General features: G+C 59.4%; 30 protein-coding genes. 15 read left to right on the top strand and 15 right to left on the bottom strand.

The genetic code is table 11. The annotated features are described in order from the left end of the window. Window positions 1–71 precede the first annotated feature (71 nt). Entirely contained in the window at window positions 72–1445 is a 1374-nt protein-coding gene (locus EOL43_RS10875; RefSeq protein ID WP_133488437.1) for a class II 3-deoxy-7-phosphoheptulonate synthase, read from the top strand. A gap of 103 nt (window positions 1446–1548) precedes the next feature. On the opposite strand, the gene EOL43_RS10870 is transcribed toward EOL43_RS10875, so the two are convergent. Continuing rightward, window positions 1549–2367, bottom strand: coding sequence for a PAS domain-containing protein (locus EOL43_RS10870; protein WP_133488434.1), 819 nt, complete (start codon window positions 2365–2367; stop codon window positions 1549–1551). A gap of 160 nt (window positions 2368–2527) precedes the next feature. On the opposite strand from EOL43_RS10870, the gene EOL43_RS10865 reads away from it, so the two are divergent. From EOL43_RS10865 to EOL43_RS10855, 3 genes are read left to right on the top strand one after another with little or no spacing between them, the layout of a single operon-like run. Beyond that, entirely contained in the window at window positions 2528–3421 is an 894-nt protein-coding gene (locus EOL43_RS10865) for a YicC/YloC family endoribonuclease (protein WP_133488432.1), read from the top strand. A gap of 4 nt (window positions 3422–3425) precedes the next feature. Next, complete coding sequence (gene gmk / locus EOL43_RS10860; RefSeq protein ID WP_133488430.1) at window positions 3426–4079, top strand: guanylate kinase; 654 nt, start codon at window positions 3426–3428, stop codon at window positions 4077–4079. Continuing rightward, window positions 4076–4609: a gamma carbonic anhydrase family protein gene (locus tag EOL43_RS10855; RefSeq protein ID WP_133488428.1), complete on the top strand. Its 534-nt coding sequence runs from the start codon at window positions 4076–4078 to the stop codon at window positions 4607–4609. The genes gmk and EOL43_RS10855 overlap by 4 nt, the downstream gene beginning before the upstream one ends. Window positions 4610–4662: 53 nt before the next feature. Here the strand turns inward: EOL43_RS10855 and EOL43_RS10850 are convergent, their stop codons facing one another. Both EOL43_RS10850 and EOL43_RS10845 read right to left on the bottom strand, forming a co-directional pair. Next, window positions 4663–4989, bottom strand: coding sequence for a DUF6086 family protein (locus tag EOL43_RS10850; protein WP_133488426.1), 327 nt, complete (start codon window positions 4987–4989; stop codon window positions 4663–4665). A 194-nt stretch (window positions 4990–5183) separates the two neighbouring features. Next, on the bottom strand, window positions 5184–5729 hold the full coding sequence (locus EOL43_RS10845; protein WP_133488424.1) for a peroxiredoxin: 546 nt from the start codon (window positions 5727–5729) through the stop codon (window positions 5184–5186). A 231-nt stretch (window positions 5730–5960) separates the two neighbouring features. Between EOL43_RS10845 and lipA the strand changes: the two genes are divergently transcribed. Beyond that, entirely contained in the window at window positions 5961–6911 is a 951-nt protein-coding gene (gene lipA, locus EOL43_RS10840; protein ID WP_133488422.1) for a lipoyl synthase, read from the top strand. 5 nt (window positions 6912–6916) lie between these two features. On the opposite strand, the gene EOL43_RS15370 is transcribed toward lipA, so the two are convergent. Together EOL43_RS15370 and hpt are read right to left on the bottom strand one after the other, a co-directional pair. Continuing rightward, a complete protein-coding gene (locus EOL43_RS15370) occupies window positions 6917–7093 on the bottom strand; it encodes a hypothetical protein (RefSeq protein ID WP_166636237.1) in 177 nt (58 codons plus the stop codon). 3 nt (window positions 7094–7096) lie between these two features. Further along, on the bottom strand, window positions 7097–7654 hold the full coding sequence (hpt, locus tag EOL43_RS10835) for a hypoxanthine phosphoribosyltransferase (RefSeq protein WP_133488420.1): 558 nt from the start codon (window positions 7652–7654) through the stop codon (window positions 7097–7099). A 69-nt stretch (window positions 7655–7723) separates the two neighbouring features. Here hpt and EOL43_RS10830 point away from each other — a divergent pair, with 69 nt between their 5' ends. Beyond that, a complete protein-coding gene (locus EOL43_RS10830; protein ID WP_133488418.1) occupies window positions 7724–8173 on the top strand; it encodes a type II toxin-antitoxin system RatA family toxin in 450 nt (149 codons plus the stop codon). Here the strand turns inward: EOL43_RS10830 and EOL43_RS10825 are convergent, their stop codons facing one another. Genes EOL43_RS10825 through EOL43_RS15365 form a run of 4 tightly spaced genes read right to left on the bottom strand, consistent with a single transcriptional unit; the run spans window position 8174 to window position 11185 of the window. Beyond that, a complete protein-coding gene (locus EOL43_RS10825; RefSeq protein ID WP_133488416.1) occupies window positions 8174–8536 on the bottom strand; it encodes a DUF1304 domain-containing protein in 363 nt (120 codons plus the stop codon). A gap of 3 nt (window positions 8537–8539) precedes the next feature. Continuing rightward, window positions 8540–9478: a site-specific tyrosine recombinase XerD gene (locus EOL43_RS10820; RefSeq protein WP_133488414.1), complete on the bottom strand. Its 939-nt coding sequence runs from the start codon at window positions 9476–9478 to the stop codon at window positions 8540–8542. Then, a complete protein-coding gene (locus EOL43_RS10815; RefSeq protein WP_133488412.1) occupies window positions 9475–11058 on the bottom strand; it encodes a hypothetical protein in 1584 nt (527 codons plus the stop codon). Before EOL43_RS10815 ends, EOL43_RS10820 begins: the two co-directional genes overlap by 4 nt. Then, on the bottom strand, window positions 11048–11185 hold the full coding sequence (locus EOL43_RS15365; protein ID WP_166636227.1) for a hypothetical protein: 138 nt from the start codon (window positions 11183–11185) through the stop codon (window positions 11048–11050). Before EOL43_RS15365 ends, EOL43_RS10815 begins: the two co-directional genes overlap by 11 nt. Window positions 11186–11301: 116 nt before the next feature. Here EOL43_RS15365 and EOL43_RS10810 point away from each other — a divergent pair, with 116 nt between their 5' ends. Both EOL43_RS10810 and aroB read left to right on the top strand, forming a co-directional pair. After that, window positions 11302–11853: a shikimate kinase gene (locus EOL43_RS10810; RefSeq protein WP_240686535.1), complete on the top strand. Its 552-nt coding sequence runs from the start codon at window positions 11302–11304 to the stop codon at window positions 11851–11853. Next, the gene (gene aroB, locus EOL43_RS10805; RefSeq protein WP_133488408.1) at window positions 11850–12959 is read left to right on the top strand and encodes a 3-dehydroquinate synthase; all 1110 of its coding nucleotides are present in this window, start codon (window positions 11850–11852) and stop codon (window positions 12957–12959) included. Before EOL43_RS10810 ends, aroB begins: the two co-directional genes overlap by 4 nt. Window positions 12960–12967: 8 nt before the next feature. Here the strand turns inward: aroB and EOL43_RS10800 are convergent, their stop codons facing one another. Together EOL43_RS10800 and ssb are read right to left on the bottom strand one after the other, a co-directional pair. Further along, window positions 12968–14038, bottom strand: coding sequence for a site-2 protease family protein (locus EOL43_RS10800; protein WP_133488406.1), 1071 nt, complete (start codon window positions 14036–14038; stop codon window positions 12968–12970). 36 nt (window positions 14039–14074) lie between these two features. Next, window positions 14075–14611 (bottom strand): single-stranded DNA-binding protein, encoded by a 537-nt coding sequence (gene ssb, locus EOL43_RS10795; RefSeq protein WP_133488404.1) that lies wholly within the window; start codon window positions 14609–14611, stop codon window positions 14075–14077. A gap of 180 nt (window positions 14612–14791) precedes the next feature. Here ssb and EOL43_RS10790 point away from each other — a divergent pair, with 180 nt between their 5' ends. Further along, entirely contained in the window at window positions 14792–15400 is a 609-nt protein-coding gene (locus tag EOL43_RS10790) for a lytic transglycosylase domain-containing protein (RefSeq protein WP_420867512.1), read from the top strand. Here EOL43_RS10790 and EOL43_RS10785 read toward each other — a convergent pair. The 4 genes from EOL43_RS10785 to miaA form a co-directional block, all read right to left on the bottom strand. Then, the gene (locus EOL43_RS10785; RefSeq protein ID WP_133488402.1) at window positions 15397–15750 is read right to left on the bottom strand and encodes an antibiotic biosynthesis monooxygenase family protein; all 354 of its coding nucleotides are present in this window, start codon (window positions 15748–15750) and stop codon (window positions 15397–15399) included. The two genes, EOL43_RS10790 and EOL43_RS10785, sit on opposite strands and share 4 nt — an antisense overlap. 52 nt (window positions 15751–15802) lie before the next feature. Further along, window positions 15803–16348 (bottom strand): VOC family protein, encoded by a 546-nt coding sequence (locus EOL43_RS10780; RefSeq protein WP_133488400.1) that lies wholly within the window; start codon window positions 16346–16348, stop codon window positions 15803–15805. 93 nt (window positions 16349–16441) lie between these two features. Further along, window positions 16442–17248, bottom strand: coding sequence for an AraC family transcriptional regulator (locus tag EOL43_RS10775; RefSeq protein ID WP_133488398.1), 807 nt, complete (start codon window positions 17246–17248; stop codon window positions 16442–16444). 149 nt (window positions 17249–17397) lie between these two features. Then, the gene (gene miaA, locus EOL43_RS10770) at window positions 17398–18306 is read right to left on the bottom strand and encodes a tRNA (adenosine(37)-N6)-dimethylallyltransferase MiaA (protein ID WP_240686534.1); all 909 of its coding nucleotides are present in this window, start codon (window positions 18304–18306) and stop codon (window positions 17398–17400) included. A 114-nt stretch (window positions 18307–18420) separates the two neighbouring features. Between miaA and pyrH the strand changes: the two genes are divergently transcribed. From pyrH to rseP, 6 genes are all read left to right on the top strand, one after another. Next, window positions 18421–19173, top strand: coding sequence for a UMP kinase (gene pyrH, locus EOL43_RS10765; RefSeq protein WP_133488396.1), 753 nt, complete (start codon window positions 18421–18423; stop codon window positions 19171–19173). Between the two features lie 149 nt (window positions 19174–19322). Further along, the gene (gene frr / locus EOL43_RS10760; protein WP_133488394.1) at window positions 19323–19886 is read left to right on the top strand and encodes a ribosome recycling factor; all 564 of its coding nucleotides are present in this window, start codon (window positions 19323–19325) and stop codon (window positions 19884–19886) included. A gap of 46 nt (window positions 19887–19932) precedes the next feature. Next, complete coding sequence (locus EOL43_RS10755; RefSeq protein WP_133488854.1) at window positions 19933–20673, top strand: isoprenyl transferase; 741 nt, start codon at window positions 19933–19935, stop codon at window positions 20671–20673. A 59-nt stretch (window positions 20674–20732) separates the two neighbouring features. Then, on the top strand, window positions 20733–21542 hold the full coding sequence (locus EOL43_RS10750; protein ID WP_133488392.1) for a phosphatidate cytidylyltransferase: 810 nt from the start codon (window positions 20733–20735) through the stop codon (window positions 21540–21542). A 9-nt stretch (window positions 21543–21551) separates the two neighbouring features. Beyond that, window positions 21552–22739 (top strand): 1-deoxy-D-xylulose-5-phosphate reductoisomerase, encoded by a 1188-nt coding sequence (gene dxr, locus EOL43_RS10745; RefSeq protein WP_133488390.1) that lies wholly within the window; start codon window positions 21552–21554, stop codon window positions 22737–22739. Window positions 22740–22781: 42 nt separating this feature from the next. Then, window positions 22782–24122 (top strand): RIP metalloprotease RseP, encoded by a 1341-nt coding sequence (gene rseP / locus EOL43_RS10740; protein WP_133488388.1) that lies wholly within the window; start codon window positions 22782–22784, stop codon window positions 24120–24122.

The raw sequence follows: 24122 nt of genomic DNA, 5'->3' as shown, positions 1-24122 counted from the left end.
TAACGCCGGACAGGATAGAAGGGGCGTCGCCCCATATCGCGGGCGAAGACAGACAGTTTACGGAGAAAATCATGACGGAGTGGGACAAGTCGACCTGGCGCAACAAGCCAAGGGTACAGATGCCAGACTATACCGATCCGGCCGCACTGGCCGAGGTCGAGGCGCAACTTGCAAAGTATCCGCCCTTGGTTTTTGCCGGCGAGGCCATGCGCCTGCGCGAAGAATTGGGCCGCGCGTCGCGTGGTGAAGCGTTCCTGCTGCAAGGCGGGGACTGCGCTGAAAGCTTTGCCGATTTCTCGGCCGATGGCATTCGCGACACGTTCAAAGTGATGCTGCAGATGGCGATGGTCCTGACCTTCGGCGCCAAGGTGCCGGTGGTCAAAGTAGGCCGCATGGCCGGTCAGTTCGCCAAACCGCGCTCGGCCCCGACCGAGACCGTGGATGGCGTCGAGCTGCCCAGCTACCGCGGTGACATCATCAACGAGCTGGACTTCACTGCAGATGCCCGCATCCCGGATCCGCAGAAGATGCTGCAGGCCTATACGCAATCGGCGGCGACGCTGAACCTGCTGCGCGCGTTCTCGACCGGTGGTTTGGCGGATGTGCATCAGGTGCACAAATGGACGCTGGACTTCACGGCCTCGGGTGAGGCCGAAAAGTACCGCGCGATGGCCGAGCGTATTCAGGACAGCCTGGATTTCATGCAATCGGCTGGCGTGACCGCCGACCGTATGCACACGCTGCAGACCGTGGATTTCTACACCTCGCATGAAAGCCTGCTTCTGGAGTATGAAGAGGCGCTGACCCGTCTGGATGCCACCACCGGCAAGACCGTTGCGGGTTCTGGCCACATGCTGTGGATCGGCGACCGCACCCGTCAGCCCGACGGTGCGCATGTTGAATTCCTGCGGGGCGTGATCAACCCGATCGGCCTGAAATGTGGTCCGACCACCACCGCGGAAGATCTGAAGATCCTGCTTGAGAAGCTAAACCCGGAAAACGAAGCGGGCCGCCTGACTCTGATCGCGCGCTTCGGTGCTGGTAAAGTTGGTGAACACCTGCCGCGTCTGATCAAGACCGTGCAGGAAGAGGGCGCCAACGTCGTTTGGTCCTGTGATCCGATGCATGGCAACACAATCAAGTCGGCGTCGGGCTATAAAACCCGTCCGTTCGACAGCGTGCTGAAGGAAGTGCAAGAGTTCTTCGCCGTCCACAAAGCTGAAGGCTCGGTCCCCGGTGGCGTGCATTTCGAGATGACCGGCTCGGACGTGACCGAGTGCACCGGTGGCGTGCGTGCCGTGACCGACGAAGATCTGTCGGATCGTTATCACACCGCCTGCGACCCGCGCCTGAACGCCAGCCAGTCGCTGGAACTAGCCTTCCTGGTCGCCGAAGAGCTGTCGGCCCGTCGCAACGGGGATGCCTTGGCTGCGAAAGCCAGCTAAGCGTCAGCGTAGATCGAAAAAGTAAACGCCCCGGCAATGTCGCCGGGGCGTTTTTTTGCCTGAAGCAGTGCAGAACGCCCCTTGCTCCCACGTACAGGCAAAATCAGTCAGAGGTCACAAGTTTCAAATGTGCCCGCTTTCCGGTGACAGACTGCCGGTCCAGTTCCATTCGCAGATCGAAGTGGCGCTGAGCCTCGGCAAAGCTGCGAAAGGTGTCGTCGCCGCCCGGGATGGGCTCGCGATAGACATGCCCGAGATGCAATCCGGGGCTGGTGCCCAAGCGCAGATCCAGCGTTTCTTGCGCGCGCGTTGCGGCGTTTTTACCCTCGTCATAGGCAGTCTGAGAACGCGTCATTGATGCGGTCGCCTCGGCTTTCACGATGATGGCGGTGGTTTCCACTGAGCGGATCGAGAACCGATGTGGCCCGCGCTTCAGGTCGCCATCAACTTGCAACGCGCCCAGCACACGCGTGATTTCGCCGTCTTCATCACGCAGCGGCAACATCACCATCTGCGCCTCGACAGGCTTACGAAAGGCGCCGGGTTGGGTGGTCAAGGAAAGGGTGACTTGCGCGGGCATATCAAACAGCGCCTCTAGCGCGCGGTGCAGCTCTTTTCGGGCGTCGGCCTCGAAAAGGACCGAGATCGGCATGCCGCGGGTTTCCATGTCCATAATGTCATTCAGATGCTGCCCGGCCAGCCGAATACGGGCCAGCCCCGGAGCGATCTTTTCAAGAATGAAGGCTTCGTGCAGGGCACCCGCCATGCCACGAGGATCAACCTCTTGCCGGGTGGGGCACAGGCGCCCGTTGCGAAGGGCATGCCAATAGGCTTCGACCTGTGCAATCGCCGGATAGGATTTGGACTGCCGGGCCGACAGCAGCGAGACAACATTCCCGTTACGCAAATACTCGATCTTCATCTCTTTGTTCCCGACAGTGTGGTCCCGTTTTGGATCCGCCTGATCCTTGTTCTCACGGTGACCGTTTGTTAACGAATACGTAGGTAATGCTTACCGATGTCTTAATATGTCACATTCTGATCGAATTTGGCGGAAAATCTTATCAAATGGTTAACCACCCATGATCTACTCGATGACCGGATACGCCAGCGCCACTGGCGAACTCAACGGATTTACCTGGGTTTGGGACCTCAGATCGGTAAATGCGCGGGGGCTGGATATCCGCCTTCGGCTGCCTGACGGGCTGGACGGGGTCGAGGAGACACTGCGCAAGGCGCTGAAGCAAAAGATCGCGCGTGGGAACGTCTCGGTCACCTTACGCGTCTCGCATCCGGATGACGACGGGCAATACGCGGTAAACCCGGAAAGGCTGGGGCAGGCGATCTCGCACCTGCTGGCCATCTCGACCGAGGCCGAGATGCGCGGGCTGGCGGTGACACCGGTTTCCCCGGCCGATATTGCGCAGCTGCGTGGTGTGATCGAGGTACGTGCCGCAGATGCCGACAGCCGCGCGCCGCTGATCGACGCCTTGAAAAAGCAGATCCCCAGTTTGGTCGACGCCTTCGTGGCCGCGCGTCAGGACGAAGGGCAGGCGCTGTCCGAAATACTGTCAGGGCAGGTGGATCAGGTGGAGGTGCTGGTCGGGCAGGCGGAAGCGTTGCTGGACGAACGCTCCCAAGCGCAAGCCGACGCGCTGCGCACAGCACTGGCCCGCGTCATGGACGCGGTTGAAGGCGCGGATGAGGACCGCGTGGCACAGGAACTGGCGCTGATTGCCGTGAAAACCGATGTGCGCGAGGAACTGGACCGGTTGCGCGCCCATATCACCGTTGCGCGATCACACCTGACCGCTGGGGACCCCGCTGGTCGCAAGCTCGACTTCCTGATGCAGGAGTTTAACCGCGAGGCCAACACCTTGTGTTCCAAGGCACAATTTAACGAACTGACCCGTGTAGGGCTTGACCTGAAGCATGTGATTGATCAGATGCGCGAGCAAGTTCAGAACGTGGAGTGACCCCATGAGTACCCCGGAAAACCGTCGCGGCCTTCTTATCATCCTGTCCTCGCCATCCGGCGCGGGGAAATCGACGCTGGCCAAGCGGCTGATGGAATGGGATCCGACGCTCAGCTTCTCGGTCTCGGCCACGACGCGTGCGCCCCGTGACGGCGAAGTGGACGGCAAGGATTACCACTTCGTTGACGAAGCCAAGTTCAAGGACATGGTGATCAAGGGCGAGATGCTGGAACACGCCCACGTCTTCGGGAACTTCTACGGTTCGCCCGCCGCGCCCGTCCGTGAGGCAATTGAAAGCGGCAAGGACGTGCTGTTTGACGTGGACTGGCAGGGCGAGGTGCAGATCCGCAACTCGTCCATGGCGTCACATTCCCTGTCGATCTTCATCCTGCCGCCCTCGATCACAGAACTGCGGTCCCGTCTGGTGGGTCGCGGTCAGGACAGCGATGAGGTGATCCAGAAACGGATGCAGAAAAGCTGGGACGAGATCAGCCACTGGGGTAGCTATGACTATGTGCTGGTGAATGACGACCTTGAGGCGACGGCGCAAAAGCTGATCACCATCGTCGAAGCCACCCGCCAGCGCCGAAACCAGCAGCCCAGCCTGCTGGACCACGTGCGCAAGCTGCAAGCCGAGTTTGAGGAGGGAGACGCATGATCTATGAACTGGACGGGATCGCGCCCGAGATTGCCGAAGACGCCTTTATCGCGCCGGATGCCAACCTGATCGGCAAGGTGCAGATCGATTCGAAAGCCTCGGTCTGGTTCGGCTCGACCCTGCGCGGCGATAACGAGCTGATCCACGTGGGCGCAGGCTCGAACGTGCAAGAGAACTGCGTCTTTCACACCGATATGGGCTTTCCGCTGACCATCGGTGAAAACGTCACCGTGGGCCATAAAGTGCTGCTGCACGGCTGTACCATCGGCGACGGCAGCCTGATTGGCATGAACGCCACCGTGATGAACGGTGCTGTGATCGGCAAAAACTGCCTGATCGGGGCAGGGGCCTTGGTGACGGAAGGCAAAGTGATCCCCGACGGATCGATGGTTCTGGGCGCACCGGGGAAAGTGGTGCGCGAGTTGGATGCGGCGGCGATCAAGGGGCTCGAAGCCTCGGCTCTGGGGTATCAGGCGAATGCGGCACGGTTCTTGAAGGGGCTGAAGCCGGTTGGCAGCGATTGCTGCTAGAACAGCTTCTATAGGTGGTTCTCAAGCTTTGCTGATCTTGCAGCTAGTCTGCACTAGATTGGCATTTTAGCAGAGTGTTCTTTAATTCGCCTTGAATCTAAAGACACAGGAATATCCATGCGAGAGCACAAAACACACGTTACAAGATAGTGTCCCTCAGCAAGCGTCAGTACAATCTGATGATCCTGCCTCTCATACTTTGAAACAAACACTCTCATCAATCCGGCATCGATGTGAACTTCGTCTGCTATTATCTTGGACAATCCCGACGGCACGCCCAAAAAACTCTCGAGACTCCGCGTCATATCCAAGTATAGCCTTGCGGTGGAGTTTCCGGGATTCCACACGGTTTTTTCACCATCAATAAAGAAAATGCTCATTCATTTCTCCAACCGCAGGCTTCTTCGACTTAATGACGTAATCGTTCCAGCTAGAACATGCAAAAAAACTGCGAACTCCTGCTTGAAATGACTGAAATGGCCAGCAAAACAAAATTCGTCCCAAGCCACTTAATAATCACCGCATAAAAAAAGGCCGCTGAAATCAGCGGCCTTTCTAAATCCAAAGCAATCGCTTACGCCACAGCTTCTTTGGCCTCTTTCAGCCATGCCAGTACGGTTTCCGGCGCGCTTTCGCCATAGGGGTCTTCGCCGTGGTTGTCGCAGCGGCCCGGCTCTTCGAACCATGCTTCTACAACACCGTCGTTGATGACGGCAGCATAGCGCCACGAGCGGGCGCCGAAGCCCAGGTTGTCTTTCTGAACCAGCATACCCATCAGGCGGGTGAACTCGCCCGAACCATCGGGGATGACTTTGACGTTTTCCAGCTCTTGGTTGCGCGCCCAAGCGTTCATGACGAAGCTGTCGTTGACCGACATGCAGTAGATCTCGTCGATGCCTTCCGCGGCGAAATCGGCAAAGCCGTTTTCATAGCCGGGCAGCTGATAGGTCGAGCAGGTCGGGGTGAACGCGCCGGGCAGCGAGAACAGAACAACGCGCTTGCCTTTGAAGTAATCGTCCGAGGTCATGTCCTGCCAGCGGAACGGGTTCGGGCCTTCGATGCTTTCATCACGAACGCGGGTGCGGAAGGTGATGTTGGGGACGGTAACGCCTGCTTTCATTGGGAAAATCCTTTACTGTCTAAGCGCGTGGCTGGGAATCGCTTCGCGCGTTGATGGAAGGATTAGAACGATTCCAAATGGTGCTCAACGGGGTTTTTCTGCACCGCGTCATTTTGGGTCGTTCCGGCGTTTGGCTATGCGCCCACTGCATATCTGGAAAACAAGCTTTGAAGGTGACTTGGGGGCACGGGGCGCTTATATAGGTCAGAACTACTGGCCCGGAGGAAAGCCATGCGTGATCTGAAAATCCCTGAAAGCCGCCACCCTGAAAAGGCGCATCGCAAGGATAACGCTCAGCCCAAGAAACCCAGCTGGATCCGTGTGAAGGCGCCCGGCGGCAAGGGCTATGCCGAGACGCATAAGATCATGCGCGAGAACAATCTGGTCACCGTCTGTGAAGAGGCAGGTTGCCCCAATGCAGGCGAGTGCTGGAGCCAAGGCCACGCCACCATGATGATCATGGGCGAGATCTGTACCCGTGGCTGCACCTTCTGCAACGTCGCCACCGGCAAGCCGGATGATCTGGACGCGTTCGAACCGGGCCGTGTGGCACATGCGGTGAAGAAACTGGGTCTGAACCACGTTGTCATCACCTCGGTGGACCGGGATGACCTGAAAGACGGTGGGGCAGAGCATTTTGCCCAGACGATCCGTGCCGTCCGTCACCAGTCGCCCGATACGACGATCGAGATCCTGACGCCGGACTTCCTGAAATGTGACGACAGCGTGCTGGAAACCGTCGTTGAAGCGCGTCCTGACGTGTTCAACCACAACCTCGAAACCGTTCCGGGCCTGTACCCTGAAGTACGCCCCGGCGCGCGTTATTTCCACTCGCTTCGTCTGCTCCAGCGCGTGAAAGAACTGGACCCCTCGATGTTTACCAAATCCGGCATCATGGTCGGGCTGGGCGAGGATCGTCAGGCGGTCATGCAGATCATGGATGATATGCGCGCCGCGGACATCGATTTCCTGACCATCGGGCAGTATCTGCAGCCCACGCCGAAGCACCACGCGGTCGAGCGCTTTGTGCACCCGGACGAGTTCAAGGATTACGAAACGGCGGCTTACGGTAAGGGCTTCCTGATGGTGTCCGCCACCCCGCTGACACGCTCGTCCTATCACGCAGGTGATGACTTCGCGCAGCTGCGCAAGGCGCGTGAAGAAAGTCTTGCAAAAGCCTGATATGATTAAGACTTAGGCCTTCTGATGCGCTCGATTTCCATCCAGTCGGGCGCACCAATGAAGTATTCATACGCGAACAACGCCAGACAGATCGCAATCACGACAAGGCCAAGCACCACCCGTTTGGCCGAGGGCGGGTTACGCGCCCATTTTGACATCCTGAGAAGCCAAAGCGGGTTCATTGCTCAGCTCTCGCCGTCTTGGGTATCCAAGAAGCGCACCTTGCCGATATGGGGCAGGTTGCGATTGCGTTGCGCAAAGTCGATGCCATAGCCGACGACGAATTCATCCGGGATCTCGAACCCGGTCCAGTCGGCTTTCACATCGACCTCGCGTCGGGACGGCTTGTCCAGAAGGGCGATGGTGCGCAGCTTGCGCGGGCCCTTGGCATGCAACAGCTTGATCACGTGTTGCAGAGTAAAGCCTGTGTCGACGATATCCTCGACCACCAGCACATCGCGTCCGGCAATCTCGCCGCGCAAGTCCTTGAGAATACGGACTTCCCGGCTGCTTTCGGTCGAGTTTCCGTAAGAGGACGCTTCCAGGAAATCGACCTCGACGGGCAGGTCCAGTTCGCGCACCACATCCGCGATGAACACGAACGATCCCCTCAGTAACCCGACGACAACCAGTTTGTCGGTACCATCAAACTCGTCGTGGATTTCTTTTGCCAGTTCTTCCACCCGTGCCGCGATTTGCTTGGCCGAGATGAGCGTATCAATGACATATGGTCGCTGAACCATTGCTTCCCCCTTGATTCTCGCCTGCATTCCTAAGACATGTGCGTCTGACAGAGAAGGAAAAAGCCCAATATGCCGACTCATGGCGAAAAACGCGTGATGCCCTATACGGCCAGCCAGATGTACGATCTTGTGGCGGATGTTGGTCGCTATCCCGAGTTTTTGCCGTGGAATTCAGCCGCGCGGGTCCGTCGGGTGGTGCCGCTGGACGATGGCCGTCAGTTGATGGAAGCGGATCTTGTTATCAGCTTCAAGGTGTTCCGCGAACGCTTTACCAGCCGCGTGACCTTGGATCAGGCAGGGCAGCGGATTGATACGGAATATCTCGATGGGCCGTTCAAATACCTGAAATCCTTCTGGATCTTCAAAGACCACCCGCAGGGCTGCGAAGTCGAGTTCTTTGTGGATTTCGAGTTCAAAAGCCCGATGCTTCAAAAGGTGATCGGCCTTGTCTTCAACGAGGCGATGCACCGGATCGTGGCGGCATTCGAAAAGCGCGCGAAGGCGCTCTACGCCAGCTGATCAGCTGATCAGAAGCACCCCGATGGTGATCAGGGCGGGCAGGGCTTGCACCTGAAAGATCTTCTTAGATGCGGTCGCCGCCCCGAAAATGCCCGCGACGGCAACGCAGGCCAAAAAGAACAGCGCGACATTCTGCGCCCAAGCGGAATCTGAAATCAGGCGTGACCAGATCAGGCCAGCGGCCAGAAAGCCGTTATAGAGCCCCTGATTGGCAGCCATGGCTTTGGTCGGTGCGAACAGATCACTCGGAAAGCTGCGAAAGATCTTCGGGCCGCGGCTTTCCCATGCGAACATCTCGAACCACAGGATATAGAGATGAAGCGCGGCGATCAGCAGGATCAGAACGGTTACCAGAACACTCATGACCTAGTCCTTTTCGGCAAGCGGATGGTGGGTGAAGACCAGCTCGCGCAGGCGTTCTTCCAGAACATGCGTGTAGATTTCGGTGGTGGCAAGATCGGCGTGGCCAAGTAGGGCCTGTATTGACCTGAGGTCAGCGCCATGGGCCAGCAGATGTGTTGCAAAAGCGTGGCGCAACCGGTGGGGCGTGACGTCGCCGGGTGACACGCCTGCAGCTACGGCAATGTCCTTGATGATCGCATAGAACCGGTGTCGCGTCAGATGGCCAGAGGCGCCCGTGGAGGGGAACAGGAAGGGCGAGGGCTTTGCGCCTTTCTCGATCCGCGCGGTGTCTTCGGCAGTGTCGCGATACTCCAGCCAGTCAGACAGCGCGGCGCGGGCCTCGGACGACAGCGGCACCAGCCGGTCCTTGTCGCCTTTGCCGCGGATCAGAAGAAGCTGGGGATCGCCGCGCGTAGCGGAAACGGGCAGGGACACAAGTTCACTGACGCGCATCCCGGTGGCATAGAGCAGCTCCATCAAACAGATATTGCGCAGCCGGTCTGCATCCGTGCGTCCCACGGCGCGGGTGGCGCCCAAAAGCGCCTCTACCTGCTCTTCCGACAGGGTTTTCGGCAGCGATTTCATCTGCCCCGGCCCGCGAATTTTCAGGGCTGGATTGTCCGTGCGCCAGCCTTCTTCATAGGCAAAGCGAAACAATTGCTTGATCGAAGACAGCCTGCGCGCACGGGTCGAGGCCGCCAAACCCTGCACGTCGCAATCGACCAGATAGGCTTCGATATCTGCGCGTGACAGGTCATCAAACCGCTTGGATTTGTCCTCGATGAACTCGGTAAAGGCCTTCAGGTCGCGCCCATAGGCCAGCCGTGTGTTTTCAGATGCGCCAAGTTCGGCCGCCTGCGCATCCAGAAAGGCCGAGATCCAGCGCGCGTGGTCGGGGGTCATCCGCGCCTCTCGAGGATCAGAACCTCTAGCGCGGCTTGGCGCGCAATCCGCTCCAGACCGATCTGGCGGAAGAAGGCCAGCGCATCCGCGATCTCGTCCAGGTTGCCGTGTGTTCCGTTCTCATAAAGCGTAATGGCGCGCAGGATGGCTTCGCCCATCCGGTTGCTCTCCATCAGAGATTTCAAGCGCACCGGTACGTCTTGCGCGTTCATGCCTTCCACTACCGCCCGCGATGTTGCGTTGTAGCCCGAGGCGTCCTCTGTGTTGCCCAAAGCAATCGCCGTCAACAGGGCTTCTTTCCCGGTACTGCGCGTTGGCCACGCAGCCGCGAATTCTTCGCTTTTGGACGACAAAAGCCCCAAAGACAGAGCCACGTCTCGTGCGTCCGGGTGTTGCGGAATCTGTGACATCAGCCGCTCACCAAACAGGCGTGCGAAGGGGACTTCCAGCGCCGCGTCCTCGATCTGCGGCCAGAGGGTGGTCAAGGATGCGCTTAGCGCGGCTTCATTGCCGCTACTCAGGCTCTGTTCAAGCCGGCGCACGCTCTGCATCCGGTCCCAAATTCCGCCCGAGGCCGCAGGACGGCGTTCAGTATAAAGCCCCAGCAGTTGGTTCGGCGTGGCAGCCCCCACACGGGCCAGACGCTCGGCTGCTTCAGCACGCGCTTTCCAGCCGATATTGGCGCGCAAATCGGCCTGCGCGAAGGCCAGCGGCAGGTTTCCGGTCGGGATATGCTCGCCAATTGCTTCGAACATGCGGAAGGTCAGGGGGGTCAGATCATGCGGGCGCCGCAAGGGAGGCTCGCCTTCAAACAATTCAGGATCCAGAAAACGCGCCAGCAGCGCGTCCTCGAAATCCGAAATGTACCCCAGAGCGCGTCCAGTTTCGAGCGTCAGGACTGCTGCGTCCCATTCGCCAGACCGGGCCAAGCAGAAGACACGCGCGGTGAAGGTCGGGCTGAGGTCAGGAGAGTTCGTCAGGATCTCGCAAAACCGATCCTCGGTGCCAAGAAGCAGTGCAGTGTCAAAGCCGCGACGGAACACGCGCGGATTACTGGTTCCGGCCCGGTTTAACAGTGCCTCAGCCTGATCCAAGGCGCCGATGGACAACAGCCGATCGACCCGTGCCATGAACAGGCGATCATCGCCGGTGCGCGCGCCTTTGGGTGGATTGAGCTCGGCCAGAAGAAGCGTGTTCAGCAGGTCCTGCATCGCTGGATACAGGTACAAAGGCATGTCCGTGATGCGCCGCGCCAGATCATCCGGGCGGGAACTGCCCCACAAATCGCGCGAAAACCCTGTGGTCGCGCTGGACAACAATCCAACGGCGTCCAGCACCGGGGTTTCCAGAAGGCTCATCGTGACTTGGGCAACCGATGCGCCTGTCGTCACGTCTGGTTCATTTGGGTCAGGGGGCAATACCGCGCTGTCGATGGATGGGGGCGGCAGGGCGACACTGTCAGACAGCCAACCGATTGCCGACAAGGGCGCGCCTTGCGTCACCTGCGCCTGCACCGGTCCCCCGGTCAGGGCCAAAACCGCGCCTATAATCGCGGCTTTGCAGGGACCATTAACCGCCATTCAACGTCACTGTGGTACTTTGCGGCGCGCTGGGGGGCGACATATCGCCCAGATAGGCATAGCCCGACAGCCCAATCACGCCCAGAATCGCCAAAAAGAACAAAAGCTTGATCAAGCGGATCAGCATAGAGGATCACCTATTTTTCTGCCTCGGTCTTCGTTTTGCTGATTTTATATATGGTATTTTCCGCAAGATCACGCCATTCAGGAAAGAAATCTGAATTTGGGCAAGTGGGCGCCGCTTTGGCATTCAAATTAAAGAAATCCATCGTCATGGTGGGCATGATGGGGGCGGGGAAAACCGCCGTCGGACAGGCGCTGGCCGCCCGTCTGGATGTTCCGTTTCTGGACAGCGATGAAGAGATTGTGCGCGCGGCCAATATGTCGATCGCCGAGATCTTCGAGCGCGACGGAGAGGCCTTTTTCCGCGACCGCGAAACTGAAGTGATCGGGCGTCTTCTGGACGGACCGCGTGCCATCCTGTCGACCGGCGGCGGGGCCTTCATGGCCGAACGCAACCGCACCATGATCAGCGACCGGGGCGTCTCGCTTCTGCTGCGTGCGGATCTGGAGCTACTGTGGAACCGGGTGAAGCATAAGGACACGCGCCCGCTGCTACGTACACCTGACCCAAAGGCCACGCTGACCGAAATTTACAACGCCCGCGTGCCGGTTTACGAGCTGGCAGATGTGGCTGTGGATGCCCATCCTGACTATACCATCGCGCAGATGACCGAGGCGGTGATCGAGGTTCTGAAGACCCGCCCGGATGTGCTTGAGGAGATCCCCGAATGACCACCGTTCACGTCCCCTTAGATGATCGCGCCTATGACGTCCGCATCGCGCCGGGATTGATCGCACGTGCCGGGGCCGAAATCTCACCCTTGCTGCCGCGCCCGAAGGTCTGGATCGTGACGGAGGAAACGGTTGCAGGTCTGCATCTGGACGCTCTGAAAGCTGGGCTCTCGGCCGAGGGGATTGCCTCGGAAGCGCTGATCCTGCCGCCCGGAGAAAGCACCAAAAGCTGGCCTTATCTGATGCAGACCGTCGAATGGCTGCTGGAGCAAAAGGTCGAGCGCAAAGACGTCGTTCTGGCCTTTGGCGGCGGCGTGATCGGCGATCTGGTGGGCTTTGCCGCCGCGATCCTGCGCCGTGGCGTGCGGTTCGTGCAGTTGCCGACCTCGCTGCTGGCGCAGGTGGACAGTTCGGTCGGGGGCAAGACCGGGATCAATGCGCCGCAGGGCAAGAACCTGATTGGTGCGTTCCACCAGCCCTCGTTGGTGCTGGCGGATATCGACGTGTTGGGCACGCTGAAACCGCGTGATTTTCTGGCGGGCTATGGCGAAGTCGTGAAATATGGCGGTCTGGGCGACGCGTCCTTCTTCGATTGGCTCGAAGTGAACGGGCCCGCACTGGCAGCGGGTGACTTGGCGCTGCGCGAAGAAGCCGTGCGTTGGTCGGTACAGATGAAAGCCGACATCGTTGTGCGGGATGAGACCGAGCAAGGCGACCGCGCGCTTTTGAACCTTGGTCACACGTTTGGCCACGCGCTTGAAGCGGCGACCGGCTATTCCGACCGTTTGTTGCATGGCGAAGGCGTCGCCATTGGCTGCGCACTCGCGTTTGAAACCTCGGCCCGGTTGGGGCTGATGAGCCAAGAAAGCCCCTCGCGCTTCCGCGAGCATTTGGCGGCCATGGGGATGAAGAAAGACATCCGCGACATCCCCGGTGATCTGCCCGATGCGGAGGGTTTGATCGCGCTGATGGCACAGGACAAGAAGGTTGTGCAGGGCAAGCTGCGCTTCATTCTGGCACGCGCGATTGGCGATGCTTTCGTGGCCGACGACGTCGATATGGGTGTGGTCAAAGACGTGCTGACCGAGGCTTTGGCAGACGCCTAAGCCTCAAGTCACTTGCGTGCGTTGGCAATCACCATCAGCTCACCCACATTTTCACGGGTGATATAGCCTAGAAGATGCCCCTCGGCGTCCAGAACCGCGACGGTCGGCGCAGTGCCCATCCGTTCAAGGATCATCTCGAGCCCGTCCGTCAGTGCGGCCGCCGGAACAGACGTCATTACATCTCCCACACGGGTGTCCGCGGCGCCTTCGGCCATCGCATGAAACAGCGCTTCGCGGGTCAGGAAGCCGGCCAAATGTCCTTCGATATCCAGCACCGGAAACTCGTGCTGCGTGGTCCGGATCAGGGTGGTCGCCGCAAGGGCGATGGGATCCTCGGGACGCAGACTTTCATATTCCGTGATCATCGCATCGCGCGCCATCAGCTTGCGCGCCACGTCGCGCATGGCGACGTCCGCGCTTTCGCCGCCCGCTGCGATAAAGATAAAGCCCGCGATCAGCACCAGCATCAGGTTGCCGGACATAAGACCGGTCAGCGCCATCAGGAAGGCCACAAATTGCCCCGCGCCCGCGGCGATACGTGTTGCCCTGACACGATCGGTGAACATCGATAAAACCGCACGAAGCACCCGTCCGCCATCCATCGGGAAGGCCGGGACCAAGTTAAAGACCGCAAGGATCAGGTTCAGCGTCGCCAGTTGCGAGGGCAGGGTGGAGGGGGTAATCGCCATGCCGGTCAGCTGCTCGGTCTCGGTCGGGGCGCCGATCAAGAGCGTCAGAACCGCCCAGATCACCACGTTCACGGCCGGTCCGGCCAACGCGACCAGAATTTCCTGCCGCGGGTTCTCGGGCATGCGTTCCAACCGCGCCAATCCGCCGATGGGCAGAAGCGTCACGTCCGGCGTGCGGATGCCAAAGCGGCGCGCCATCAGCGCGTGGCCGAATTCATGCGCCACAACGCAGGCAAACAGCAGAAGTACGAAGACGATGGTCCAAAGCGCGGCTTCGGGGCCTTGTTCAGACCAGGTCGAGGCGCCAATGAAGGCCAGCAGAAGAAAGAACGTCACATGGACGCGCAGCTGCGAGCCAAAAAGGCGCCCGATTGGAAATGACCATGACATCGCGCGCCTCCTTGTTTTGTGTGTTTTATGAGTGCTTTAGAACGGGATTTCGTCGTCGAAACCACCACCAGCCGGAGCGGGACCACCGCCACCTTGGCCGCCACCACCGAAGCCACCGCCCTGGTTGCCACCACCGAAGCCACCGCCCTGGTTGCCACCACCATAGCCGCCACCGCCGCCGCCATAGCCGCCACCTTGACCACCGCCGCCTTGGCCACCGCTGCGGCCATCCAGCATGGTCAGCGTGCCGTTAAAGCCTTGCAGCACGACCTCGGTCGAATAACGGTCATTGCCGGACTGGTCTTGCCACTTACGGGTCTGCAGTTGACCTTCGACATAGACTTTCGAGCCTTTGCGCAAGAACTGCTCACACACGCGGACCAGACCTTCCGAGAAGACGGACACGGTGTGCCATTCGGTTTTCTCGCGACGCTCGCCGGTGTTGCGGTCTTTCCAGGTTTCCGAGGTCGCAATGCGCAGGTTGCACACTTTGCCACCATTCTGGAAGGTCCGTACCTCGGGGTCTGCACCCAGATTACCAATAAGCATGACCTTGTTAAGCGAACCTGCCATCCTGCGTCCTTTCGATTCTAAGTTGGGCCATATGGTTACATCATCTGTGGGCGAGAGAAACGTGATTTCTGTGGGCGACATTCCCAAATGCGCTTAGATTTGCGCGTTTCGCCCGGCGGCACTTCCCAGACGGGTCTGCAACGCCTATATTAGCGCCGTATTCAAGCTGGGGGCGGACATTTGCGCCAAAGAGTATTCACGATCGCCGGGCTGAGCCTTATCGCGGCCCTTTCCATCGAAGCACCGCGAAATATGGCGCAGGCCGAAAGCCTGTTTGGCAGTTCGGGTGGGCGCAGCGCCTTCAAATCGCAGGTCGGTGTGTTGGATTCGCGCGCGGCACAGCAATACGCCGGCTCCTCGCGTTTGACGCCAAACGCCCCGACGACGCCGACCAGTTATGGCATTCCCAGCTATACCGGCAATTACAAAGGCCAATACCTGCCGATCGCGCAGGCCATGGCGCGTCGTCACGGCATTCCCGAGGATCTGTTCTTGCGGCTTGTGCAGCAGGAAAGCGGATGGAATCCCAAGGCGAAAAGCCATGCTGGGGCCATTGGGCTTGCGCAGCTGATGCCGTTCACCGCCAAGAAACTTGGCGTAGACCCTTGGAATCCCTCGCAAAACCTGGAAGGCGGCGCGCGGTATCTACGTCAGCAATATGACCGGTTCCGCTCATGGCGCCTTGCTTTGGCCGCTTATAACGCTGGGCCCGAGGCTGTGGCCAAATACAATGGCGTTCCGCCCTACAAAGAAACCCAAGGCTACGTAAAAGCTATTCTCGGCAGCTAAAGCGCGCGTCCTTCGGGACCGGAATAGGCGCGTTCGACTTTCGCGACGCGCAGATGGTACTGCGCGTACCAGCGGGTTTGGCCCAGCTTTTGCGCCATCAGATGATCCATATCGGCTTTCCACGCGGAAATCGCGGCCTCGTCGCGCCAATAGGAAACGGTGATCCCAACTCCAAACGCATCGCGCGTGCTTTCAACCCCGATATAGCCGTCCTGTGCCTGCGCCAGTTCCACCATCTTGTCCGCCATCTGTTCATAGCCCTGAACGGTCGAAGACAGCTGATTGGTGAAAATCACCGCATAATACGGCGGTTCGGGTAGAGGGGCGAAACGGGTTTCATCAAAAGACATGGGCGCATCCTTTCACAGATACGCCCATGCATAAATCAATCAAAGCGCTGCGTCACTCGACGTCTGACAGCTCTTTCTTGTGCAGCCATTCCGCGTGCTTAGGCGCGCGTTTGGTCTCGGACCATTCGTTCAGCATGTCCCATTTCACTTCGTCCATGCGCTTGAGCATGGCTTCTTCCTCGGGATCGGGGCAGGCCAGTTCGATGCGGTGGCCGTTCGGGTCGAAGAAATAGATAGAGTGGAAGATCGAGTGATCGGTCACGCCCAGAACATCGACGCCGTTGGCCTCAAGATGCTCTTTAAATTCAATCAGTTCGGCGCGGTCTTTCACCTTGAAGGCAATGTGCTGCACCCAGATCGGCGTGTTCGGGTCACGGCCCATTTCTGGCTTGGTGGGCAGCTCAAAGAACGCCAGCACGTTCTCGTTCCCGGCATCCAGGAACACGTGCATGTAGGGATCAGGCTCGTGGGTCGACGGGACGTGGTTTTCCGCGATGGCCAGAATGAAGTCCATCTTCAGCATTTTACCGTACCATTCGACGGTCTCTTTCGCGTCCTTACAGCGATACGCGACGTGGTGAATTTGTTCGATTTTCATGAGCGCTCCTCCTTTTGATCGAGGATATACACAACATTCGTTTCATTTGCAACGATTGTTGTGTGAAGTTTCTCCAACCGGGGAAGGGGCCGCTTAACCCCGCTTACGGAACGCCGAGGGTGTCTGCCCGGTTTGTTTCTGGAACGCGCGGGTAAAATAGGCCGCCGAGGTAAATCCAAGCGACGCTGCAATGTCTTTGATCGGGACGCGGGTTTCGGTCAGCAAACGCCGTGCTTCATAGGTGACCCGGTCCTGCAATATAGCCGAGGCAGGGCGCCCGCAGGCGTTATTGCACACGCGCGACAGGTGCGTGGGGGTGATGCCCAGATCTGCCGCATAGTCCCGAACGGTTTTCGCGCTGTGGAAATCCTGCTCGACCAGCGCGGTGAAGGCATTGACCAACCGTTGCCCAGATTTGGGTTTGTTGTCGCCTTCGTCAAGCGCTTCTAGCTGGCGATCCAACCAGACCGAGATCAGCCCGGCATGACACATCATGGCACGGCTTGCCCGCGCAGTGCCTTTCTCCATCTCGCGCTGCAGATTATCGACAAGATTGCTGAGTTCGATCTGCCGATCCGCGTCGCGCAGGCGCAAATGAACGGAATCCTGAGGAAGGCCCAGTTGCTCTTCACTGTCTTGCGGAAACACGATGATCGTCCCGGCGACCTGTGTGCTCATTTCGAACCCGTGCATGGTGCCCGCTGGAAGATAGATACAGTTATGTGGACCATAGCCGGACGTCACGCCATTGACGGTGATGCGCCCCTGTCCACGGGTAAACCACAAAAGAACAGGTGCCCCGTAAGAACGCATAGCTTCTGTACGCCAACGACCACCTACGCCCAAACGGGCAATTGGGAGCGCACGGAACGAGGAATTCGGATGGGTTGTATCAGTCATAAGAACGCAATCGCAGCAGCCAGTAAAAATACCTTACTGCCCAATCGCTAGCTTACCCTGTTCGACCTGTCTCATTATTTTTGACAGATTACAACTTTTCCACAGGGTCTTCCACAAGAATAGAAACGCGCCTGTGGATAAGTTGCGATTCAGTGATCCGTCCCAAGGGGAATCACCTGCCAGTTTCGCATCCTTTTTCGGAACCACGTGCGCTGGCGTTTGGCGTATTGCTGGCTTGCGATGATGGCCGCTTGGCGGGCTTCGTCCAGCGACATCTGGCCTTGCAAATGGGCGATCAGTTCCGGCGCACCGATGGCTTTCGAGGACGGTGCCTTGGGATCCCAGGTCGCAAGGTTTTGGCGGGCTTCTTCGAGCGCACCTTCGTCCAGCATGATGTCGAAACGCCGTTCGATCCGGTCACGCAGCCAGTCGCGCTCGGCGTCCAGATGGAAAGCGCATGCAGACGAGAGGGGCAGAAGCGGCGGCGGGGTATCGTCCTGCCAACTGGCCAGACCGCGCCCGGTGGTGTGCTGCACCTCCCACGCGCGGGCGACGCGGGCGGGGTTGCGCGTGTCGATGCGGGCCAGCGTGTCGGGGTCCAGATCGCCCAAAAGGGCAGGCAATCCGCCCTCAGCAAAGCGTGCCTCGCCTTCTTTGCGAATGGCGGGTGGGGTCAGAGGGATGTCGGCCAGACCTTCTGTCAGCGCGGTCAGGTTTAGCCCCGTACCCCCGACAATGATGGGGCGCTTTGTGCCTTGCAGGATCGGCCCAACTTCGCGCAGCCAATGGCCCACGGAATAGTCCTGATCCCCCGGAATATGCCCATACAGCAGATGCGGCGCGCGGGCCTCGTCGTAGGCAGATGGGCGGGCCGTCACCACACGCCAGTTTTCAAACACCTGCAGCGCATCGGCGTTCACGATCACGCCGCCCGACGCTTCCGCGATGGCCAAGGCCAGTGCAGACTTGCCCGATGCCGTCGCGCCCGCGATCAGGACTGGGCGATCAGGGCCCACCTGACGGGCCAGTTCCGTGATGCTGTCTTGCGCGGTCGACACGAGGTGTTGTCCTTACTTTTTTCGGTCCGTCAGGCGGATCGCTCATTGATCATCCGGCCCTAATCGGTCAAATTGCCGGGCAACACAATCACGACAATCAGAGAGTGGCAACAGATGAGTGATCAGGCCCAGACCACGACAGAGGGTGAAACCCCGCAGCCGACCTATAAACGTGTCATGCTGAAAATCTCGGGCGAGGCCCTGATGGGCGACCAGGGGTTCGGCCTGAACCCGCCCACAGTTGAACGCATCGCCCGCGAGGTGAAGTCGGTGCACGACATGGGTGTCGAGATCTGCATGGTGATCGGCGGCGGCAACATTTTCCGCGGGCTTCAGGGCTCGGCACAGGGGATGGAGCGGACCACGGCGGACTACATGGGGATGCTCGCCACGGTGATGAACGCGCTGGCCATGCAATCCGCGCTGGAAGGGCTAGGGGTATTTACCCGTGTGATCTCGGCCATTCCGATGGATCAGGTGTGTGAGCCCTACATCCGCCGCCGCGCTGTGCGCCACTTGGAGAAGAAACGCGTCTGCATCTTTGCGGCTGGCACCGGCAACCCGTATTTTACCACGGACACCGCCGCCACGCTGCGCGCCAACGAAATGGCTTGCGAAGCCATTTTCAAGGGCACGAAAGTAGACGGCGTATACGATAAGGACCCGGTCAAAAACGACGACGCCGTGCGTTATGATACTGTGTCCTATGACGATGTGCTGGCCAAACGTCTGGGCGTTATGGATGCATCCGCCATTGCTCTGGCCCGCGACAACAACCTGCCGATCATCGTGTTTTCGCTGGATGAACCGGGCGGGTTCCGTGGTATTCTGGACGGACAGGGCACCTATACCCGCGTGGGCGGCTAACCGCGCATAAGGGCGGATTTCTGCCCAGAAACAAATCTTTGCCACCGCTGGTAGAACCAGATCTATACAATCGGGGGGCGGTGGCGTTATACCGGGCGAAACACGCTCGTTAACAATAAGAGCTTGAAAGACGAAGGGAACGCCGAGCGATGGCTGATGAAGAGTTTGAACTGGATACGGATGATCTGGAACGCCGTATGGATGGCGCAATTGGTGCGCTGAGAACCGAATTTGCATCGCTGCGCACGGGGCGGGCATCGGCCTCGATGCTGGACCCGATCACGGTGGAAGCCTACGGCCAGCGCACGCCGCTGAACCAGGTCGGCACTGTGAACGTGCCTGAGCCGCGCATGGTCACCGTAAACGTCTGGGACAAAAGCATGGTTCAGGCAGTCGAAAAGGCCATTCGCGAAAGCGGTCTGGGCATCAACCCGCAGCTCAATGGCACGATCATCATGCTGCCGATCCCCGAGCTGAACGAGGAACGTCGCCGCGAACTGACACGCGTCGCTGCACAATATGCCGAACACGCCCGCGTTGCCGTACGCAACGTGCGTCAGGACGGCATGCAGCAGATCAAAAAGGGCAAGGACAGCATGTCCGAAGACGACGCCAAAATGTGGTCGGACGAAGTTCAGGAACTGACCGACAAATATGTTGGCATCGTGGACAAGGCCCTGGAAACAAAACAGGAAGAGATCATGCAGGTGTGATCCTGCATTTTCTTGTGTTTTAAAGGTATTGGATTTGGTGATGAACATGACACAGGTGGACATACAAGCCGAGGTGACATCGCCGCGGCACGTTGCCATCATCATGGACGGCAATGGCCGCTGGGCTCAGCGCCGTGGACAGCCGCGTCTGTTCGGACACCGCGCCGGGGCCAAGCGCGTACGCGAAATCGTGCGCGCCTGCCCGGATCTTGGCGTGAAATACCTGACAATCTTTGCCTTCTCGACCGAGAACTGGAAGCGCTCGGAAACCGAAGTCACCGGTTTGATGAGCCTGTTTCGTCGCTATATCACCAAAGAAGCGCGCGCACTGGTCGAAGAGGGCGTGCGCGTTCGGTTCATCGGTGACCGTAGCCGGCTTGATAAAAAACTGATCAAGTTGATGAACGAGCTGGAAGAGATGACGGCGCATAATGACCACGTCAATCTGACTATTGCGCTGAACTATGGCGGTCGGGATGAATTGGCCCGGGCCTCGCAACGTATGGCCCAAGACATTGCCAGCGGCGCCTTGAAGCCCGATGCGGTGGATGAAGAAACCATTACAAGCTATTTGGATACAAGCATTTTGCCAGATCCTGATCTGGTTATCCGTACTTCGGGCGAAATGCGCGTGTCTAACTTCTTGCTCTGGCAATCGGCCTATGCCGAATACGATTTCATCGACACGCTCTGGCCGGATTTCTCGTCCGAGGTGTTTGCCGATGTCATCGCGCGCTTTTCCGGGCGTGATCGCCGCTTCGGGACAGTAAAGCCCGCCGCAGAATAGCTGGGTCAAGGGCCTTACTTTGACTTGAGACCCGGCCCTCGCAATGCGATAACCCCCAAATGAGTTCTGAAGTATCTTCCTCGAAATGGGCCGATCTGGCGCCGCGCGTCTTGTCCGCCATTGCCATGGCCGCAATCGCAATCGCAGCCATCTGGATCGGAGGCACCGCCTATGTGGCCCTGATCGTTGTCGTCATCGGCCTGTGCATGTGGGAGTTCGCGCGCCTTCTACAACCCACCCCCACGGCCTTGCCGATTGTGATGGGCTTGGCCGCAGCGGGCGGGACGTTTCTTAGCAGTTTTGGATCGATCAACGCGCCGGGCGTCATCATGTCGCCGCAGATCGCGGCCCTGTTCATCGCCCCCGTGATGGGGGCCGTTCTGGCCAACCAGCATCGCCTCTTGTTCTTCGCCTATGGCCTTCTGATCATGCTGGCAGGCTTAGGCTTTCTGTCCATGGGACCGGGCCCCGCGCTGGTTTGGTTCATTTTGATCATCATCATCTCGGACGTTGCCGGATATTTTGCCGGTCGGGTCATTGGTGGCAAAAAGTTCTGGCCGCGTGTCAGCCCCAAGAAAACATGGTCCGGCACGATTGCTGGCTGGATCGGCGCTTTGGTCTTGGGCGTGATCGGTATGGTGCTTGGGTACTTCAACGTATTCGAAGCATTGCTGTTTCCGTTCATCGCCTTTGCCGGCCAGATGGGAGACATCGCACAAAGCGCCATCAAGCGGATGGTCGGTGTCAAGGACAGCTCGAACCTGATCCCGGGGCACGGTGGGGTGCTGGACCGCTTTGACGCCATGATTGGCGCGGCCGGGGCACTAGTCCTTCTGACGGGCGTAGGCTCGTTGATTTTTGCTGGCTAAGGGCAGGGCATGACGCAGGAAACGGGCACACGCCGAATCTCGATCTTCGGGGCCACCGGGTCTATTGGGCAATCTACCATTGACCTGATCCGCCGCGATGCCGACGCCTATGACGTGGTTGCGTTGACTGGCGGGCACAACATTGCGCAATTGGCCAAAGATGCCATCGACCTGCGCGCGGACATCGCAATCACCGCACATGAAGACAAGCTGCCCGCGTTAAAAGACGCGCTGGCCGGAAGCGGTATCGAGGCCGCTGCAGGCGCTTCAGCCATCGAAGAGGCCGCCACGCGCCCCTGTGACTGGGTCATGTCCTCGATTGTCGGGGCGGCGGGGCTTTTGCCGGGGCTACGCGCTTTGGAAGCCCGCGCGACACTGGCCCTTGCCAACAAGGAAAGCCTTGTAACCGCTGGGCCGCTGATCATGGCGACCGCGCAGGCGCACCATTCTCGGATCTTGCCCGTCGACAGCGAACACTCCGCCGTGTTCCAAGGGCTCGTGGGCGAGGATATGGACGCGGTCGAGCGGATCATCATCACCGCGTCTGGCGGCGCATTCCGCGATTGGCCTTTGGAAAAGCTGGCCACCGCGACACTGGCACAGGCAAGCTCTCATCCCAACTGGGATATGGGGCAACGGATCACCATCGACAGCGCCTCGATGTTCAACAAGGCTCTGGAAGTCATTGAGACCAAAGAGTTCTTCCAGATCGATCCCGATCAGATCGAGGTTTTGGTCCACCCGCAAAGCCTGGTCCACGCGCTGGTTGGCTTCAATGACGGCGCCCTCATGGCGCATCTGGGCGCGCCGGATATGCGGCATGCCATCGGCTATGCGCTGCACTGGCCCGAGCGCCGTGATCTGCCCGTCGAACGGCTGGATCTGGCCAAGGTCGCCACGCTAGAGTTCCGCGCCCCGGACGAGACACGCTATCCTGCCCTGCGGCTGGCCCGCGAGGTGATGGCGGCGGGCGGTTTGTGTGGTGCCGTCTTCAACGCGGCCAAGGAAATCGCACTGGACGGGTTCATCGCAGGCCAGATCGGCTTTATGGACATGGCCGGGCTGGTGGAAGACACGCTGATCCGACTTGACGGAAATGTCAGCCTGATCCATGCGGGTATGACCCTTGATAATGTGCTGTCCGCTGACCAGATGGGACGTGAGGTCGCCCGCGAGATCCTCGCCAACAAGAACTGAGCAGACGCGCCACGCGCTGAACCCAAAGGACATTTCTAAGACATGGATCTGATCAGCTTCCTGCCCGATTTCGGCAATCTTGCCTTCACGGTCCTTGCCTTTGTTGCCGCTTTGACGGTGATTGTCGCGGTGCATGAATATGGTCACTACATCGTCGGACGGTGGAGCGGCATCAAGGCGGATGTGTTCTCGATCGGGATGGGGCCTGTGTTGTTCGCGCGGACAGACCGGCACGGCACCCAGTGGCAGGTCGCGGCGTTTCCCATTGGCGGATATGTAAAATTCCGGGGCGACGCGAATGCGACGTCTGGTGGGGCAGACGAGGCCGTGATGGCCGAACTCTCCGAAGAAGACCGCCGCCACACGATGCACGGTGCGCCCTTGTGGGCGCGGACAGCCACCGTGGCTGCCGGCCCGATTTTCAACTTCATCCTGTCGACCTTGATCTTTGCAGCCCTCATGATGTCCACCGGCGTCGCCCGCGATCCTCTGGCGGTGAAAACGGTGCTGAATGTGCCGGGGATGGAGCAAGGGCTGCGCGAAGGCGACACGATCCTGTCCATCGCGGGCTTTGAAACCCCGCCCTTGGCCGAGTTCTATGAGGTCATCGAAAAGCTGCCCGAAACCTCGCTGGTGGACTACCGGGTTGAGCGTGACGGGCAGGTGCTGACCTTGTCGGCCACCCATCCGTACCCGCCACTGGTCGGCGCGGTCACGCCCCAATCCGCAGCGATGGCGGCTGGATTGCGCGAAGGGGACTTCATTCAGACAGTTAACGGCGAGGCCGTTCCGACCTTCGGCGCCCTGCGCGAGATCGTGGTAAACGGCGACGGGGAAGAGTTGGCACTTGGGATCTTGCGCGATGGAGAGCCAATGGACGTGACCCTAACCCCGCGCCGCCAGGATATCCCCTCGGCCGATGGCGGGTTTGAAACCCGCTGGCTGATCGGCATCACCTCGGGGCTGGTGTTTGAACCCGCGACGCGCCCAGCAGGCGTGTGGGAAAGCCTGTCGTCAGGCGTGGATCGGGTGATCTACATCATTCAAAGCAGTCTGTCGGGCCTGTGGCACATGATCACCGGCGCGATTTCCAGCTGCAACTTGTCGGGTCCGATTGGGATCGCGCAGGTCTCGGGCCAAGTGGCGTCGCAGGGCGCGGTCAGCTTTGTGGCCTTCATCGCCATGCTGTCCACAGCCATTGGCATGCTGAACCTGTTCCCCATCCCGGTACTGGATGGCGGCCACCTTGTGTTCTACGCGTGGGAGGCCGTGACGGGCAAACCGCCCTCGGACAAGGCGTTGAATTTCCTGCTGGCCATCGGTCTTGCGCTGGTCATCTCGCTCATGGTGTTCGGGGTGACAAACGACCTGTTCTGCCCGTAA

Origin of the sequence: Aliiroseovarius marinus (genome assembly GCF_004360145.1) — a bacterium.
GTDB lineage: Bacteria > Pseudomonadota > Alphaproteobacteria > Rhodobacterales > Rhodobacteraceae > Aliiroseovarius > Aliiroseovarius marinus.
This window is presented reverse-complemented; position numbering and strand designations above follow the sequence as displayed.

Excerpts from the sequence above, each read along its gene's own strand:
- EOL43_RS10875 (WP_133488437.1), top strand. The coding sequence starts at position 72 with ATGACGGAGTGGGACAAGTCGACCTGGCGCAACAAGCCAAGGGTACAG.
- EOL43_RS10870 (WP_133488434.1), bottom strand. The coding sequence starts at position 2,367 with ATGAAGATCGAGTATTTGCGTAACGGGAATGTTGTCTCGCTGCTGTCG.
- EOL43_RS10865 (WP_133488432.1), top strand. The coding sequence starts at position 2,528 with ATGATCTACTCGATGACCGGATACGCCAGCGCCACTGGCGAACTCAAC.
- gmk (WP_133488430.1), top strand. The coding sequence starts at position 3,426 with ATGAGTACCCCGGAAAACCGTCGCGGCCTTCTTATCATCCTGTCCTCG.
- EOL43_RS10855 (WP_133488428.1), top strand. The coding sequence starts at position 4,076 with ATGATCTATGAACTGGACGGGATCGCGCCCGAGATTGCCGAAGACGCC.
- EOL43_RS10850 (WP_133488426.1), bottom strand. The coding sequence starts at position 4,989 with ATGAGCATTTTCTTTATTGATGGTGAAAAAACCGTGTGGAATCCCGGA.
- EOL43_RS10845 (WP_133488424.1), bottom strand. The coding sequence starts at position 5,729 with ATGAAAGCAGGCGTTACCGTCCCCAACATCACCTTCCGCACCCGCGTT.
- lipA (WP_133488422.1), top strand. The coding sequence starts at position 5,961 with ATGCGTGATCTGAAAATCCCTGAAAGCCGCCACCCTGAAAAGGCGCAT.
- EOL43_RS15370 (WP_166636237.1), bottom strand. The coding sequence starts at position 7,093 with ATGAACCCGCTTTGGCTTCTCAGGATGTCAAAATGGGCGCGTAACCCG.
- hpt (WP_133488420.1), bottom strand. The coding sequence starts at position 7,654 with ATGGTTCAGCGACCATATGTCATTGATACGCTCATCTCGGCCAAGCAA.
- EOL43_RS10830 (WP_133488418.1), top strand. The coding sequence starts at position 7,724 with ATGCCGACTCATGGCGAAAAACGCGTGATGCCCTATACGGCCAGCCAG.
- EOL43_RS10825 (WP_133488416.1), bottom strand. The coding sequence starts at position 8,536 with ATGAGTGTTCTGGTAACCGTTCTGATCCTGCTGATCGCCGCGCTTCAT.
- EOL43_RS10820 (WP_133488414.1), bottom strand. The coding sequence starts at position 9,478 with ATGACCCCCGACCACGCGCGCTGGATCTCGGCCTTTCTGGATGCGCAG.
- EOL43_RS10815 (WP_133488412.1), bottom strand. The coding sequence starts at position 11,058 with ATGGCGGTTAATGGTCCCTGCAAAGCCGCGATTATAGGCGCGGTTTTG.
- EOL43_RS15365 (WP_166636227.1), bottom strand. The coding sequence starts at position 11,185 with ATGCTGATCCGCTTGATCAAGCTTTTGTTCTTTTTGGCGATTCTGGGC.
- aroB (WP_133488408.1), top strand. The coding sequence starts at position 11,850 with ATGACCACCGTTCACGTCCCCTTAGATGATCGCGCCTATGACGTCCGC.
- EOL43_RS10800 (WP_133488406.1), bottom strand. The coding sequence starts at position 14,038 with ATGTCATGGTCATTTCCAATCGGGCGCCTTTTTGGCTCGCAGCTGCGC.
- ssb (WP_133488404.1), bottom strand. The coding sequence starts at position 14,611 with ATGGCAGGTTCGCTTAACAAGGTCATGCTTATTGGTAATCTGGGTGCA.
- EOL43_RS10785 (WP_133488402.1), bottom strand. The coding sequence starts at position 15,750 with ATGTCTTTTGATGAAACCCGTTTCGCCCCTCTACCCGAACCGCCGTAT.
- EOL43_RS10780 (WP_133488400.1), bottom strand. The coding sequence starts at position 16,348 with ATGAAAATCGAACAAATTCACCACGTCGCGTATCGCTGTAAGGACGCG.
- EOL43_RS10775 (WP_133488398.1), bottom strand. The coding sequence starts at position 17,248 with ATGACTGATACAACCCATCCGAATTCCTCGTTCCGTGCGCTCCCAATT.
- pyrH (WP_133488396.1), top strand. The coding sequence starts at position 18,421 with ATGAGTGATCAGGCCCAGACCACGACAGAGGGTGAAACCCCGCAGCCG.
- frr (WP_133488394.1), top strand. The coding sequence starts at position 19,323 with ATGGCTGATGAAGAGTTTGAACTGGATACGGATGATCTGGAACGCCGT.
- EOL43_RS10755 (WP_133488854.1), top strand. The coding sequence starts at position 19,933 with ATGACACAGGTGGACATACAAGCCGAGGTGACATCGCCGCGGCACGTT.
- EOL43_RS10750 (WP_133488392.1), top strand. The coding sequence starts at position 20,733 with ATGAGTTCTGAAGTATCTTCCTCGAAATGGGCCGATCTGGCGCCGCGC.
- dxr (WP_133488390.1), top strand. The coding sequence starts at position 21,552 with ATGACGCAGGAAACGGGCACACGCCGAATCTCGATCTTCGGGGCCACC.
- rseP (WP_133488388.1), top strand. The coding sequence starts at position 22,782 with ATGGATCTGATCAGCTTCCTGCCCGATTTCGGCAATCTTGCCTTCACG.